The 13,939-nt window shown below is 41.4% G+C and carries 12 protein-coding genes and 1 pseudogene; 7 read left to right on the top strand and 6 right to left on the bottom strand.

The window, feature by feature from the left end:
• Window position 1 precedes the first annotated feature (1 nt).
• Window positions 2-184, top strand: coding sequence for a hypothetical protein (locus ACRWQL_RS10675; RefSeq protein ID WP_434949862.1), 183 nt, complete (start codon window positions 2-4; stop codon window positions 182-184).
• A gap of 150 nt (window positions 185-334) precedes the next feature.
• Here the strand turns inward: ACRWQL_RS10675 and ACRWQL_RS10670 are convergent, their stop codons facing one another.
• The gene (locus ACRWQL_RS10670) at window positions 335-1,270 is read right to left on the bottom strand and encodes a YeiH family protein (protein ID WP_434949861.1); all 936 of its coding nucleotides are present in this window, start codon (window positions 1,268-1,270) and stop codon (window positions 335-337) included.
• A gap of 253 nt (window positions 1,271-1,523) precedes the next feature.
• Here ACRWQL_RS10670 and ACRWQL_RS10665 point away from each other — a divergent pair, with 253 nt between their 5' ends.
• Together ACRWQL_RS10665 and ccoG are read left to right on the top strand one after the other, a co-directional pair.
• Window positions 1,524-2,966: a sigma-54 interaction domain-containing protein gene (locus tag ACRWQL_RS10665; protein ID WP_434949859.1), complete on the top strand. Its 1,443-nt coding sequence runs from the start codon at window positions 1,524-1,526 to the stop codon at window positions 2,964-2,966.
• 207 nt (window positions 2,967-3,173) lie between these two features.
• The gene (gene ccoG / locus ACRWQL_RS10660) at window positions 3,174-4,649 is read left to right on the top strand and encodes a cytochrome c oxidase accessory protein CcoG (protein ID WP_434949857.1); all 1,476 of its coding nucleotides are present in this window, start codon (window positions 3,174-3,176) and stop codon (window positions 4,647-4,649) included.
• A 112-nt stretch (window positions 4,650-4,761) separates the two neighbouring features.
• Here the strand turns inward: ccoG and ACRWQL_RS10655 are convergent, their stop codons facing one another.
• Window positions 4,762-5,280 (bottom strand): malate synthase, encoded by a 519-nt coding sequence (locus ACRWQL_RS10655; RefSeq protein ID WP_226412508.1) that lies wholly within the window; start codon window positions 5,278-5,280, stop codon window positions 4,762-4,764.
• A gap of 157 nt (window positions 5,281-5,437) precedes the next feature.
• Between ACRWQL_RS10655 and ACRWQL_RS10650 the strand changes: the two genes are divergently transcribed.
• Window positions 5,438-6,967, top strand: coding sequence for a DUF3612 domain-containing protein (locus tag ACRWQL_RS10650; protein ID WP_434927552.1), 1,530 nt, complete (start codon window positions 5,438-5,440; stop codon window positions 6,965-6,967).
• Window positions 6,968-7,054: 87 nt separating this feature from the next.
• Here ACRWQL_RS10650 and ACRWQL_RS10645 read toward each other — a convergent pair whose 3' ends face one another.
• Entirely contained in the window at window positions 7,055-7,528 is a 474-nt protein-coding gene (locus ACRWQL_RS10645) for a CYTH domain-containing protein (RefSeq protein ID WP_434949855.1), read from the bottom strand.
• A gap of 339 nt (window positions 7,529-7,867) precedes the next feature.
• Between ACRWQL_RS10645 and ACRWQL_RS10640 the strand changes: the two are divergent.
• Together ACRWQL_RS10640 and ACRWQL_RS10635 are read left to right on the top strand one after the other, a co-directional pair.
• Window positions 7,868-9,388: pseudogene (locus tag ACRWQL_RS10640) on the top strand (flavocytochrome c).
• 28 nt (window positions 9,389-9,416) lie between these two features.
• On the top strand, window positions 9,417-9,770 hold the full coding sequence (locus ACRWQL_RS10635) for a cytochrome c3 family protein (RefSeq protein ID WP_434949853.1): 354 nt from the start codon (window positions 9,417-9,419) through the stop codon (window positions 9,768-9,770).
• 112 nt (window positions 9,771-9,882) lie between these two features.
• Here the strand turns inward: ACRWQL_RS10635 and ACRWQL_RS10630 are convergent, their stop codons facing one another.
• Complete coding sequence (locus tag ACRWQL_RS10630; protein WP_434949851.1) at window positions 9,883-10,755, bottom strand: LysR family transcriptional regulator; 873 nt, start codon at window positions 10,753-10,755, stop codon at window positions 9,883-9,885.
• Between the two features lie 121 nt (window positions 10,756-10,876).
• On the opposite strand from ACRWQL_RS10630, the gene ACRWQL_RS10625 reads away from it, so the two are divergent.
• On the top strand, window positions 10,877-11,536 hold the full coding sequence (locus tag ACRWQL_RS10625) for a TetR/AcrR family transcriptional regulator (protein WP_434949849.1): 660 nt from the start codon (window positions 10,877-10,879) through the stop codon (window positions 11,534-11,536).
• Between the two features lie 16 nt (window positions 11,537-11,552).
• Here the strand turns inward: ACRWQL_RS10625 and ACRWQL_RS10620 are convergent, their stop codons facing one another.
• Both ACRWQL_RS10620 and gorA read right to left on the bottom strand, forming a co-directional pair.
• Window positions 11,553-12,254 (bottom strand): DUF6445 family protein, encoded by a 702-nt coding sequence (locus tag ACRWQL_RS10620; protein ID WP_434949847.1) that lies wholly within the window; start codon window positions 12,252-12,254, stop codon window positions 11,553-11,555.
• Window positions 12,255-12,544: 290 nt separating this feature from the next.
• The gene (gene gorA, locus ACRWQL_RS10615) at window positions 12,545-13,900 is read right to left on the bottom strand and encodes a glutathione-disulfide reductase (protein WP_434949846.1); all 1,356 of its coding nucleotides are present in this window, start codon (window positions 13,898-13,900) and stop codon (window positions 12,545-12,547) included.
• Between the last annotated feature and the right edge of the window lie 39 nt (window positions 13,901-13,939).

The raw sequence follows: 13,939 nt of genomic DNA, 5'->3' as shown, positions 1-13,939 counted from the left end.
AATGACACAATTCTGGTTATCACGTCGGCTTAAATCAGCTGTGATTATTACCTTATGCATTATCGCCGTTATTGCATCAATACAAACCACAGGACTTACACGAGCATTAATCGAATTAATTGCATTCGGTGGTCTTATTTGGCTAGCATTAAGCAAACCTGATATTAAACAGCACGACGCCTAACGGTTAAGCCTTACACAGGTTTTGCTACCGCTCATTCCCTCGTTCAAGTTATTCATGTCTTTGTGATAGATTTTATTTACCGATTTCAGCATCTTTTTATGCATAAAACTGCACTGCAAATTCAATATCATTACTCTAAAGCTTTCATATCTAAAATGTCACAATATAAAACAATGAACTGCTGCCAATAGCAAACCACAGCAAGACGCCTAACAGTAACGGTTTAGGACCATTAGCGCGCATTTTTTTGACTGTAATCGCCGCGCCAATTAAAAACAAACACAAGACTAACACTTGTTTAGACACAACAAACAATAGGTTATAAACCGGTTGCCCCTGGGGGATAAAGTAGGCAACTAAAATGGCGACACAATAAAACAGAATAAAAAATGGAATGGTAATTTTGCTTTTATCACCACCAAAGGCAATGGCACTTAATAATGCGATAGGGATAATCCACAACGCTCTAGCTAGCTTAACTGTGGTGGCAATTTTTAACGCTTCATCACCATAGGCCGCCGCGGCGCCTACAACCGACGAAGTGTCGTGGATAGCGATAGCGCTCCACACGCCAAAATCATATTGAGACAATTGCAGCGCATGGCCAATCGTTGGAAACACAAACAAGGCGATTGAATTGAGTAAGAATACGCAGGCTAACGACACAGCAATTTGATCATTCTTCGCATTAATCGCCGGTGCGACCGCAGCAATAGCACTGCCGCCACAAATAGCAGTACCACAGCTAATTAAATGCCCGGTTTTATTGTCTAAGCCCATTAATCGTGTCAGGCCGTAACCCAAAATCAAAGTAAAGAAAATTGACCCCACAATAAGGCCAAGATTATGACTGCTGGCGTCAATCGCTTCAGGTAAGTTAATCCCAAAACCTAAACCAACAATCGAATACGCCAGTAACTTTTTAGTCCACTTACCTAAATCGATACAGTCAGGCACCAAACCGATACTCGCTAGTGTAAACCCCATCAGTAAAGCTACCGGAGAAGATATTAGCGGCGTGAGGCACAACAAGCCCACTGCGACAAACAACCACATTTTATAATGTGTAGTAGATAAGTTAGTCATGGAATAACACGTTAAAAAAGCAATCCGCTATTGTAACAACTTGATTGTACTCAAACGATGTTTATAGTGGATAATTTCAACCCACTACACAAATTATGCCTAGCTAGGTAACGGTTAATTGAATGCTGTCTCCAGCAGCATTCAAACTAGGTAAGAGGAACCGACTGCTGTGGGCGACATTTAAGTCGCGAAATATCGTGACTTAGTTATAATGATTGATATTTCTTGTTGATCAGTCTTTATAAGCTTAAATATGACCGAAAAATCCAGCTTAACCACCAGCCATTTTCTGCCAGAAAATACCTTGCTACTCAATGCAATGACTGAAGGTGTCTATGGCTTTGACCTTAAAGGGAACGCTGTGTTCATCAACCCAGCAGCAGAGCAAATGACTGGGTGGAATGCTGAAGAGTTAATCGGCAAAAATATTCATGATTGTCACCATCATAGTCATGCAGATGGTAGCCATTATCCTCAGCAAGATTGTCCGATATATCGCACATTACATGACGGTATTGCCCGTCAAGTTAGTGACGATGTGTTTTGGCGTAAAGATGGTAGTTGTTTCCCTGTTTATTACAGCTCAACACCGGTTTATGATAATAATATTCTTATTGGTGTTATCGCCATCTTTCGCGATGTGAGTATTCAAAAGCATACTGAAGATTCATTACGCAAAGCCCTCGCACAAGTACAAGCCTTATCTGAGCGATTAACCTCAGAGAATCAATACTTACTCACCGAACTACAAGGTAAGCAAGGCGCTATGGGCTTGTCTGGCAACAGTAAAGCCATAAACCATTTAACTCAGCAAATTAACCTCGTTGCTAATACCGACAGCACAGTGTTAATTTGCGGTGAAAATGGCACAGGAAAAGAGCTAGTCGCCCGCAGTCTGCACCAATTAAGCCACCGTAAAAACCACCCCATGGTAAGCGTCAATTGCGCTGCATTTTCGGCGTCAATTTTAGAAAGTGAGTTATTTGGTCATGAAAAAGGCGCGTTCACTGGGGCCATTAGTCGACGCAAAGGTCGCTTTGAATTAGCCCATAATGGCACATTATTTTTAGATGAAATTGCCGAACTCAGCCTTGAAGCGCAATCAAAGTTATTGCGCGTCATTCAAGAGCAATCTTTTGAACGGGTTGGTAGCAGCGAAACCATTAAGGTTAACATTCGTCTTATTGCAGCAACGCATCATGATTTACAAGCTCGTGTAGAGCAGGGTTTGTTTAGAATGGATTTGTTTTACCGCCTCAATGTTTTTCCTATTCAGGTTCCTCCCCTGCGCGATCGACAAGACGATTTACCTAACTTGGTGAGTGATTTGGTCGCATCACTCAGTCAAAAACTGGCAAAGAAAATCACCAAAGTAAGCGCAAAAGGCTTACACAAGTTACAACAATACCCTTGGCCGGGAAATGTGCGTGAACTACAAAATTTAATCGAAAGAGAAATCATTCTAACCCACGACAACACGTTAACATTTAATAGCTTACAGCTTCCAACACTCAAAGATAACAATACTGCCATTAAGCAACCTTTAACCATGATAGAAGCCGAGGCTGCGCATATTATCGACATACTAGAATTGACTCAATGGCGAATATCAGGCCCAAATGGCGCAGCAGCCATGCTGGCATTGCCGCCCAGCACATTGCGATCTCGAATGAAAAAACTCGGTATTAACCGTTAGCCTGACGCTTAATCAATATTGGATTCATCAAGCGACTCACTTAAACATCATTGCCGCCAGATCACGACATTTCGCTTAATTGCGATATATCGTGATGCATCATCAACTCAAAAAAATATTTCTCTATTAAAATCAGCTTGATAAATAAAAACTATGTTGGCTTACCTATTGCTACATAACGACGTAATGTCATTTTAGGAAAACAACATGTCAGCACCAGAATCAAGTCGATTACCATCATCCCAACGCATCCCAATTGTGAATGTCAGCTCATCTCCCTCAGGTAAAATTCATGTGCGCGAACAATATGGTGTGTTTCAGCGCATTAGAAAATACAGTAATACTTTATTGATTGCCGTTTTCTTTCTGTTGCCCTTTATAACCTACCAAGGGCGTCAGGCCATTTTGCTTGATGTTACCCAGCAACAGTTTTTCTTTTTTAATATCACCCTATGGCCGCAAGATTTCACTATTCTGGCCTGGATGTTTATGGCGGCGGCATTTGGGTTGTTTTTTGTGACCGTTTATTGGGGCAGAGTATGGTGTGGTTTTTTATGCCCGCAAACGGCGTGGACCGCTATGTTTATGTGGATAGAGGCAAAAGTTGAAGGGAACCACCACCATCGTGCCACATTAGATAAAGCCCCATTATCTGCATCCAAAATCCGTAAACGCATGACCAAACACAGTTTATGGGCCATTGCTGCATTAGTTACTGGTTGTGGGTTTATGGGCTACTTTATGCCTGCTAAAAATCTATATATTGATATTTTTACTTTTTCTAGCGGGTTTTGGACTGGCGTTTGGGTATGGTTTTTTGCGTTATCTACTTATATTAATGCGGGTTGGATGCGCGAAATGATGTGTTTACATTGTTGCCCATACTCGCGCTTTCAAGCGGTGATGTTTGACTCAAATACCAAAACAGTCAGTTACGATGCCGCCCGAGGCGAATCAAGAGGGCCACGAAAACGCTCACAAAGTACCGATTTAGGTGACTGTGTAGATTGTCATTTATGCGTGGATGTTTGCCCAACAGGTATCGATATTCGCAATGGTTTGCAATATGAATGTATCAACTGCGGTGCCTGCGTTGATGCATGTAATCAAACAATGGAAAAATTTGGTTATCAACCCAACTTAATTAGTTTTACCAGCGAGAATGCACTAAAGCCAACTCCCGCCATTCTGGCTCCCCAAAGCCAAATAACTCAAAGCCATAAAGATCAACAACCCAGCATTCCAACTAAAAAGCTATCATTAAAAGCGCTAGGATACGCATCAGCTTTACTCATTATGTGCGTATTAATGGTAGTAGACTTAGCCAATCGCAGCTTAATTCAACTCAATGTGATACGAGACCGTCAAACTCTCTATCGCGAAGTTGGAGAATTTGTTGAAAATAGCTATCAACTTAAAATCCGCAATAAAACCCAGCAACCCGTCAATTATATTATTGGTATTGATAGCCGACATCCGGGTTGCGATCTCACCCTTATCACCGACAACAAAGTCCATATTCAACCAGGCGAGCAAATTGAATATCCGGTGACTTTACGCTGTAAACAGTCAGAAAACACAAGTGCGATGAGCAAACAAACCATCAGCTTCTATATTGCTGACCAAGCCACGCCATCAAACAAAGTCAGCCAAGACTCTAATTTTTTCTGGCCCAGCAACTAATTTTCTAGCCAAGCAACTTAAGCAAGTAATCAAAAAGCCAGCGGGGTTAGCCCGCTGGCTTTTTGATTACTTGCTTAAATGCTTTCTTAATACGCTAAAGTTAGCAACAGGCTTAACGCTGGTGCATGGCGTAATCGCTACCATCTTTAGCGGTAAACACTTTGCAACGGCCTTCGGTTGGTTTGCAGCTTGAGTGTAATAAGCTGATCCATTGTTTGTAAGGTGTCGGTAAATTCTTAATTGGCATTTCAATTTGAATATCTTCAATGTTCGCCAAATCATCAGAGCCAATATCGCCCTGGCGGTCGAAACAAATTTCAATATGAGTGTCATTATTTTTTAATACCACTGATGTTGGCTCGCTTTTATGACCCGTTAGCGCAACAAATTGACAAGGATTTAATAAACCACATTGTGTGCCATCTTTTAAAAATGCAAGCAAGTGCGTGTAGTAAACCACATAGCTAGTCACATCTTGGTGTGAGCCTGTTGCTAATGGAAATTGAGCGTCTAAAAATTCTTTCGCATTAATAGAGCGGTCCAATGGGTTAGTAGTTGCCACAAATTGCTCACCAATGAAGTGGTTAAGGTTTTGGGTAGATGTTTTGCTTGCTTGAGTAGACATGTTCATAGCCTTATCCTCTTCTTTTAATCGTAGGTCACATTATTTTATTTATAATGATTCAAAATGGTTTTTAATTTAAGCCTTGTTCACAGCTTGATTTTTAGTCTATGCTATTTTTACTAAGAATTTCACAATAAAAATTTTACAGTGTGAATTATACAAAATGAGAAATGATAAAAGCTTGATGCGAAAGACCCATTTTTTGGGCACAAAAATAAGAAACTTGCGTAAACGCAACAACTTAACCATGGAAGACTTATCTGCCCGCTGTATGCGGGTAGACGCTAACAACTCACCTTCTGTGTCATATTTATCTATGATTGAACGTGGTAAGCGTGTGCCAAGTGCCGATATGCTTGCGGTTATCGCAGTGGTTTTCCAAAAAGAAGTCGGCTGGTTTCTGGATGACGTGCCAGAAGATCACGCTATTACGCCTGAAAAAGGCAATAAAGGTGGCATTAGTGGTATGCCGCTAGAGCCAAGCTTTTTATTCTCTAATGATATTTTACAAATTGCGATACCCGAAATGCTGTCGCAAACCGGTACATCGGGCAGGCAGTTTGCCCACTTGCTAATCCGCGCGCACCAAGAGCATCACCAAAATCATTTTCCTGATTTAGAGCGTGCCGCTGAAGATGTGGGTTTAAAACGTATGCCCTTAATGGCCGATGACATGCTCACCATTGCCGCCAGAATGGGATTAGTGATTAAGTGGATTGACCGCACTCCGCAAGAAATTCGTGATGAAATGGGCGCAAGTTCACATCAATTAGTCACCTCTTTTTTTGAACCACCCGGCACGATTTACTTAAACAACACCTTGAAGAATCGACCTCATCGTTTGAAATATGATTTAGCGGTGCATATTGGCCATTGTGTATTACACAATAAAGATGGCTTAAAGTCGGTGATGACCTCAGGGCGAAAAGAAGAAGGTGATGACAACGGTATTCCGCAGTCAAACACCCTTAATGCTCAAGATATTTTGCATGCCTGGCGTGATTTTGAATCAAGCTTTTTTGCCGGTGCCTTATTGTGTCCCAAGGTTCCCTTTAGGCAATTGCTTGATCGTCACGGCTATGAAATCAGCGTGCACAAGCAATTACAGGTTTCGGCATCAGTTGCCATGCGCCGTATGACGGTGGTATCCCCTTACCCACATTGGCACTTCTTTGATGCCTATGCGCCAGGCAAATTAAAAGCGGTATATCGCGGCAATGGTATTCCGCTGCCATGGGGCAACATGCGTTTAGTGGAAGACCCTTGTCAGCACTGGGCGGTGTTCAGAATGATTAATGAGCCGTCATCTGGTACGTCAGCGCAAATTTCGATTCTTAATGTGGGTAATCAACCGCGAATATATTGCTGTGAATCTATTAAGGTTGAAGACTCAGCGGGTAATCCACATGTGTTGTGTGCAGGTATTGATTTAAACCCAGCCATTGATGCCCAGGGTAAAGATTCACTGTCGATTGCCAATGATTTGAAACAAGCGTGCGCCTCTAATGGTGGCTCTGTGGTTATTCCAAGGCACATCAAACAAGATCTCACCAGTGTGGCTAAAATTCTTAACATTAATTGGATTGAACGCGGCATTAAAAATGACGCCCGCTTAATTTGCTCACGCGGCGCAGTGTGCCCAAGACAACCAAGTTGTTACGCTGTTGGTAAAAATTTATGTGAAGAGAATTAACTCAAACACTGCCAATATTAAAATGCCGTTTAAATATCAATTTAAACGGCATTTTATTCGCTTACAAAAGATGAAACCGATAACAGCTTAAGCCCATTGGCTATAAGGCTGTTTCATTAATGAAGAATTGTAATAACGATTATCGCCAGTCACCTCTTCACCTAACCAATCCGGTTTTATCACCACTTGCTGTTCACTTTCTAGCTCAAGTTCAGCCACTACCAAACCTTGATTATCACCATAAAACTCATCAACCTCAAATACTTGGTTTTGATATTCCACCAAGTACCGGGTTTTATCAATCACCCCTTGTTCACATAATTTGAGCAAGTCTTGTGCCTCTTGCACACTGATTTCTTTTTCCCACTCAAAGCGTGACAAACCGGCTTGATTACTAATGCCTTTGATGGTTAAAAAGCCTTGCTCGCCCATTATTCTGACTCTTACCGTGCGTGACTTTTCAGAGTTTAAATACCCTTGAACAATTCGAGTTGAGCGGTGAGCAAGTGATTTAAATTGGTCATTATGTACAAGGTACTTACGTTCAATTTCGACAGTCATATAATGAGATCCAGCTAAAGATGATTGGGAGTATTATTGAAAGTTATCACCTATTTGTATAGCAATTTATGCCTTTGCGATGGTCATAACTGATCTTACAGCCAACGGTCTTCTAACCGATTTATGCAGCAGAACTTCAAACTGACAAAAATGACGCGATGACTATTTGGAATCAATTCCAACTCGTGAGAAAGCTCACACCATCAACAAAATTGCTACCTACTTTTGAGTATTAACAATCCGTTCATTTATTAGCCTAAAACGGCCATCAGTTCCCATTTTGGAATTGATTCCGCCTTTATTCTTATTGTGTCGAATATTAGAAAGGGGTGATGAGCCATGAGCAATGTAGATCTATTAGGGCGCCGTAAGTTTATCGCGGGCCTAGGTGTAGCAGCAGGAGCAGCCATGGTTGCACCAGCAATGGCTATATCCGAAAAAGCGGATGGCGTTAAATGGGACGAAGAAGTTGAAATTGTCATTATTGGTTCTGGCTTTGCAGGCTTAGCCGCAGCCATTGAAGCCAGTAAGTTAGGCGCTAAAGACGTTCATATTTTTGAAAAAATGTCTTATTTTGGTGGTAACTCATCTATCAATGGTGGGTTATTTGCCGCACCCGTTACGCCGATGCAAAAGACAGAAGGCGTAGACGATTCAGTTGATCGCATGGTGGCTGACCAATTAGCGTCAGGTCGTGGTATTGCCGACGAAGCACTATTACGTCATGTTGCCTCCCATGCAATGGAAGCATTGCAAATGACTTTGGATGCGGGTTCTGAATACCATCCATATTTACAGCAACTAGGCGGCCACTCTGTAGCAAGAACCTACCAAACTACAGTGAGCTGTGGCGCAGGAATTACCCAACCACTTTTGCATAAGTGTCGCGACTTAGGTGTTAAAACCCACAATCGTTCAAAATTTGAAGGCTTTCTTGTCGGTAATAAAGGCGAAGTGTTGGGTGTTAAAATGCGTGACAATTACCACTTTGGTGAAGACCAGCCTGGTAAAGTGCTCAACATTCGCGCCAAACGCGGTGTGATTATGGCCACTGGTGGCTTTGCACAAAATGTTAATTTAAGAATGGCACAAGACCCAACGCTTACCGCTTAAGTGGGCTGCACTAATGCTCCAGGCGCTACAGGTGAAGGAATGTTTGAAATGTTCCGTCTTGGCGCAATTCCTGTGCATCTTGCGCATATCCAATCTGGTCCATGGGCATCACCTGATGAAGGTGGCTTTGGCTATGTGTCTAACTATGCTATTTACAACTTCCCACATTCTATCGCGGTTAACCGTTTAACCGGCCAGCGTTTTATGGATGAAATTGCCGATAGAAAAATACGTGCAGATGCTGAATTAGCCTGTCGTGATGAGCAAGGTAATCCATTACCGCCTATTTTAATCACCAGTTTTGAAGACTCTAAAAAGCACCCTAATACTGAAAAAGTAATTAAGTACAATGTAGGTTGGAAGTTTGATTCAATTGAAGATTTAGCAAAGCATTTTAATGTGCCACTTAAGCCATTAAAAGCTCAAATTGAAGAATATAACGGCTATGTCAAAACGGGTAAAGACACACAGTTTGGCAAGAATATGGTTAAAGCTGCTGGCAAGTATATTAAAGCCCCCTTTACTGTGGTGCGTTTATGGCCAAAAGTACACTACTGCCAAGGGGGTGTGATGGTAAATACCAAGGCGGAAGTTAAAGATAGCTTCACTGGCGCGCCGATTACTGGCCTTTATGCTGCTGGTGAAGTGTGTGGTGGTATTCACGGTGTTAGCCGCTTAGGTAGCTGTTCAATACCAGAGTGCATGGTAATGGGAATGACCGCTGCCCGTAGCATGATGACCGTTTAGTAAAGACCAGATACAAGAGGAGTTATTGATGAAAACATTAAAAATTATGCTTGCACTGGGCTTACTTAGCTTAACCAGCTTATCAGTTCAAGCAGTAGAAATTAGAGATTACCACAAAGATGTTATCGGTAAAGATTGTAAAAGCTGCCATGACAATGGCATCAAACAGTATCCCTCAGATCAAGCCTGTTTGCAGTGCCATGATGTTGATGACTTGGCCAAGCAAACCGCCAGAAGTGAAGAAGAAAAGTGGCAAAATCCACATAATAACCTTCACTATGGTAAAGAGTTACCTTGCCAAGAATGTCATGGTGAGCATAAAGTTAAAAAACCACTCTGCAGCAACTGCCATACGTTTAAGTACGATAAACATAAGGAATAAATAGCATAAATTCCATTGCAGTTTTATTCTTTGTAAAAGCGGTAATGAAGATTAAATTTTAAAAATGCCAATCTTAATAAGATTGGCATTTTTATAAGTTCGTTAATCGAGATTAATTAACGCTGCGAACGTCTGCTAATTCTTGCACATTCGATTTTAACAACGAAATAAGTTGTAGCGTAGTAGCTGTCTGTGTTTCAGGATTAACATACAATGACTCATTAAACATCGGTAAAGGCGGTAATCCGTGCTCTATCGGGTCAAGTATTTGCATTTTATCTGTAACCCTAAATTCTGCGATAGGCGCAACCACAAGGTCAGTTTCAACCGCCATACACAAGGCGTCAGGAGAAGGCGTTGATAACAGCACGTTGATCGGCCGCATTGAAAGTTGGTGGTTAGCAAACACTTGGGCACGAATGGGACAATTTTCAGGATAAAGCGCCATTGGAATAGTGCTACGTAAATGTGCTTGGCCATTTTTAGCTGCAACCCAAATAAACTTTCGCTCAAACAACAATTCACCTTGAACGGGTGGCTGCCAATGTGTTGCCACTATTAAGTCAAAGTCCCCCTGCTTCAAACGCTTATAAAGATTACCACTGACGTCGGTATCAATAACCAACTCAATACAGGTGAACTCACGAATAAACTCCAACAGACAACTCTTTAAGTATCGTTTGATGTAATCAGTAGGCACACCAAGGCGAATAACCTCACGATTAACGCAATCTTTCAAATCATCTAACGCTTGTAAATGCAGTTGAGTCATTTTATAGGCATAGTTCAATAGCGTTTTACCTGACTCAGTCAAGGTTACGCCTTTGTTACCCCTAATCAATAATTCTTGGCCAACACTCTCTTCCAGTTTTTTGATTTGCAAACTCAAGGTCGATTGAGTTCGGCATATCTTTTCGGCCGCTTTTGATAAGTTGCCGCTTTGTGCAACAGCGATAAAACCTTCAAGCAATTCTATTTTTAACATGGGCTATTGATATTATTCATAGTGCTACCAGTATTACTCAATGCCCAACAAGTTAGAAGTTTGTTACTGTTTAAATGTGATGCTGTAGTAAAGATCTTTTATAAAGTGTGAGGAATGTAATATGAGCAGCTGGGATCAACGTGGTAAGTACTTAGTTGACGTGTCACAGCGTTGCTTAAAAGGTCATAAAACCTTTGACTTATGCCGCTCTCATTTAGTCCAAGCTAGCCAGATTTCAAAGGGAACAATTTATAATCATTTTAATAGCGAAGCTGATTTAATCGTAGCTGTAGGGTGTGATCAACTAGAGCGCTGGTTAATACAGGCGCGCAAAGACTCTGAAGTATACCTCGACCCTTATACTCGGTTTATCTACCATCATTGCCAGCGCTTATATTCAATTTTATCTGAAAAGATGTTTGTTATTGAACGGGTACTGCCCAATGATGACATTCTCAGTAAGAGCAGCGATGCATTTCAAGAGAAGTTCAAAACATTGGCAGCGGCTTATTATCACTGGAATGCTGATGCGATTAAAGAAATTGGTGAAATAAACGGTTTTGATCGAGTGGAATTGGTTATCCAATATTTGCGGGGTGCGCTGATTAATATTGATGATGCACAAAAGCAATATGATGCCCCTGAACTATACCACCAGCTGAGTTACGCCCTAACCCAATTGATAGGTCATTCAAATAAACGTATCCCTGCGTTGAAAGACTTTAAAACTTGGTTATTAACCCAAGGTCAAAGTAGGAACGCACAAGTCAACCCTAACTAATCAATCACCTAAGGCTTTAATTCACAATGAAAAAAGAGTTAATTGTGGTGCGATTGTAAGAAGATGATTTGTCAAACTCCACTGCCTCAGTAATATTAGCACTGTGCAGAATATTGCTAGCATAAATGATTAACCGATTAGATTTAGCATCAACAGAAAACACTTTTTCAAAAAATTGATCCGTTTCGTTGATATAACCCCCTCTTACATCGGCGGCTTGTTTCACCTCTTCCACCATTTTTAAAATCACCGCTTTATCCTCATGCGCTAGTTGTAGTTTATCGATGCCTTTATAACGATAAAAACTTGTTCCTCCCAAACAATTATCATTTAGGTAATGCACTGCCGCGATATGATTAACTGATAATGAATCAAAATGTGGCATTGTTTGTATTACATCAAGTTGTTCTGGGGGCAAAGTCACTTTTGACAACCAGCTTTTAATGATCTGAAACTGTTTAAAAATATGCCCTTGTGGGTGCTCGCTTAAACGGTTGAATAAACTGGAAAGCAATCGATAGTAAGGCTTGGGCATTTCGTCACGCATGCCTGGAAAAAGCGTTCCATCTGCGCCTACAGGATTAAAATAAGCAATTTTATCGCAGTAATGCAGCACTTTATCGAAATCGTCAATGACGTTATCAATAATCCAGATAAATGCATTCGAGTGAGGGATATGGGTAAGGTTGATTTTGAGGTTTGAGCTTAAACTATACATACGAAATACGATGTCCTTTATATCGTTACTTTACTATCACCACCTAATCTGGCAGTACCAATGAAAAGCATTTAGCTAATCTAAGTCTTATACGATAATATGAGGAGTTACGATCTTTTTATCGATTGTCATAGTCTATTGATTTTAAAGCGTTGATAAACCCTACTTTAGTATCATTTAGACTCACCGCCAACGGCATGAATATGAAAGACATGATTGGAATAAATGCTCAGACAATAAAAAAGCAAACGCTGTCGTTTGCTTTTTTTGTCTATTAATAGCGATAGCTATTATCTCATAGTAACAAACTCTTCTGCACCTGTTGGATGTATAGCGACTACTGAATCGAAGTCTGCTTTGGTTGCGCCCATTTTCATGGCAACACCAAACCCTTGCAGAATTTCATCCATACCAAAACCGATACCGTGAATACCTACTACCACTTCATTATCTCCAGCACATACTAGCTTCATTTTACAAGCTTGACGGTGTGCTGTGACAGCTGTGTACATTGAGGTAAAGCCTGAGGTGTAGACTTTCACCTTATCTTTACCGTACTGCTCAATCGCTTCGGGTTCGGTAAGCCCCATAGTACCAATTGGAGGATGACTAAACACCACAGTAGGGATCAGGCTGTAATCCATTTTAGCATTCGGCATTTGACCAAATAAGCGCTCTGACAATAAACGCCCCGCTTTGACTGCAACAGGAGTTAGCTCTACACCACCTTCCATAATATCGCCAACACAGTAAATGCCTTTTGCGGTAGTATTTTGTTGCTCATCGGTTACTACATAACCTTTGGCATTTAAAGTAACATCAGTATTTTCAAGACCGATATTATCCGTTGCTGGTGAACGCCCAATCGCCCAAATTAGCGTGTCTACGGTAATGCTATTACCGTTTTCAAGCTCTAGCGTTAAGCTTGCATCAGCATTTTTAATCACTTGCTTTGGCGTGCTGTGAGTATGCAGTGTTGGGCCATCTGTTGCCATTGCTTCAACAAGCGCATCAACTAAGATAGGGTCAAAGTTGCGCAAAGGTGCATGTTTACGCACTAATAAATGAGTTTCGCTACCAAGGGCATGTAATACGCCTGCTAGCTCAACAGCAATATAACCCGCACCAACCACGGCGACGCGTTTTGGTTGGTGACGTAGTTCAAAGAACCCGTTTGAATCGATACCGTACTCGGCACCTGGAATATCAGGAATAGTCGGCGCACCACCGGTTGCGACCACAATATGGTCGGCGGTGTAATGCTCACCATTCACTTCAATGGTGTTGTTGTTAACAAACTTGCCGTAACCGTTTAGTAGTGTCACTTTGTTGCTAGCAAAACCACGGCCGTAGGCTTCGTGAATACGTCCAATGTAAGCTTCACGATTATCAACTAAGGTGTTCCAATCAAATTTATTAACTGTGACATCAAAACCATAATCTTTGGCATAAAGATTCATGGCATCTGCGACATGCGCACCATACCACATCACTTTTTTAGGCACGCACCCTACGTTTACACAGGTGCCACCCACATGTTTTGCTTCAATAATTAATACTTTTGCACCGCGCATTGCTGCACGATTTGCTGATGCGATACCGCCACTGCCGGCACCCAAAGCAATATAGTCAAAATGTTGAGCCATGATAATCTCCGCTGCAATTGATATGGCTATTGTAGGGAG

This window comes from Shewanella sp. HL-SH4, assembly GCF_051164845.1.
GTDB classification, from domain to species: domain Bacteria; phylum Pseudomonadota; class Gammaproteobacteria; order Enterobacterales; family Shewanellaceae; genus Shewanella; species Shewanella glacialimarina.
This window is presented reverse-complemented; position numbering and strand designations above follow the sequence as displayed.

What these genes read in the sequence shown, in the direction of transcription:
- ACRWQL_RS10675 (WP_434949862.1), top strand. Translation starts at nt 2, where the DNA reads ATGACACAATTCTGGTTATCACGTCGGCTTAAATCAGCTGTGATTATT.
- ACRWQL_RS10670 (WP_434949861.1), bottom strand. Translation starts at nt 1,270, where the DNA reads ATGACTAACTTATCTACTACACATTATAAAATGTGGTTGTTTGTCGCA.
- ACRWQL_RS10665 (WP_434949859.1), top strand. Translation starts at nt 1,524, where the DNA reads ATGACCGAAAAATCCAGCTTAACCACCAGCCATTTTCTGCCAGAAAAT.
- ccoG (WP_434949857.1), top strand. Translation starts at nt 3,174, where the DNA reads ATGTCAGCACCAGAATCAAGTCGATTACCATCATCCCAACGCATCCCA.
- ACRWQL_RS10655 (WP_226412508.1), bottom strand. Translation starts at nt 5,280, where the DNA reads ATGAACATGTCTACTCAAGCAAGCAAAACATCTACCCAAAACCTTAAC.
- ACRWQL_RS10650 (WP_434927552.1), top strand. Translation starts at nt 5,438, where the DNA reads ATGAGAAATGATAAAAGCTTGATGCGAAAGACCCATTTTTTGGGCACA.
- ACRWQL_RS10645 (WP_434949855.1), bottom strand. Translation starts at nt 7,528, where the DNA reads ATGACTGTCGAAATTGAACGTAAGTACCTTGTACATAATGACCAATTT.
- ACRWQL_RS10635 (WP_434949853.1), top strand. Translation starts at nt 9,417, where the DNA reads ATGAAAACATTAAAAATTATGCTTGCACTGGGCTTACTTAGCTTAACC.
- ACRWQL_RS10630 (WP_434949851.1), bottom strand. Translation starts at nt 10,755, where the DNA reads ATGTTAAAAATAGAATTGCTTGAAGGTTTTATCGCTGTTGCACAAAGC.
- ACRWQL_RS10625 (WP_434949849.1), top strand. Translation starts at nt 10,877, where the DNA reads ATGAGCAGCTGGGATCAACGTGGTAAGTACTTAGTTGACGTGTCACAG.
- ACRWQL_RS10620 (WP_434949847.1), bottom strand. Translation starts at nt 12,254, where the DNA reads ATGTATAGTTTAAGCTCAAACCTCAAAATCAACCTTACCCATATCCCT.
- gorA (WP_434949846.1), bottom strand. Translation starts at nt 13,900, where the DNA reads ATGGCTCAACATTTTGACTATATTGCTTTGGGTGCCGGCAGTGGCGGT.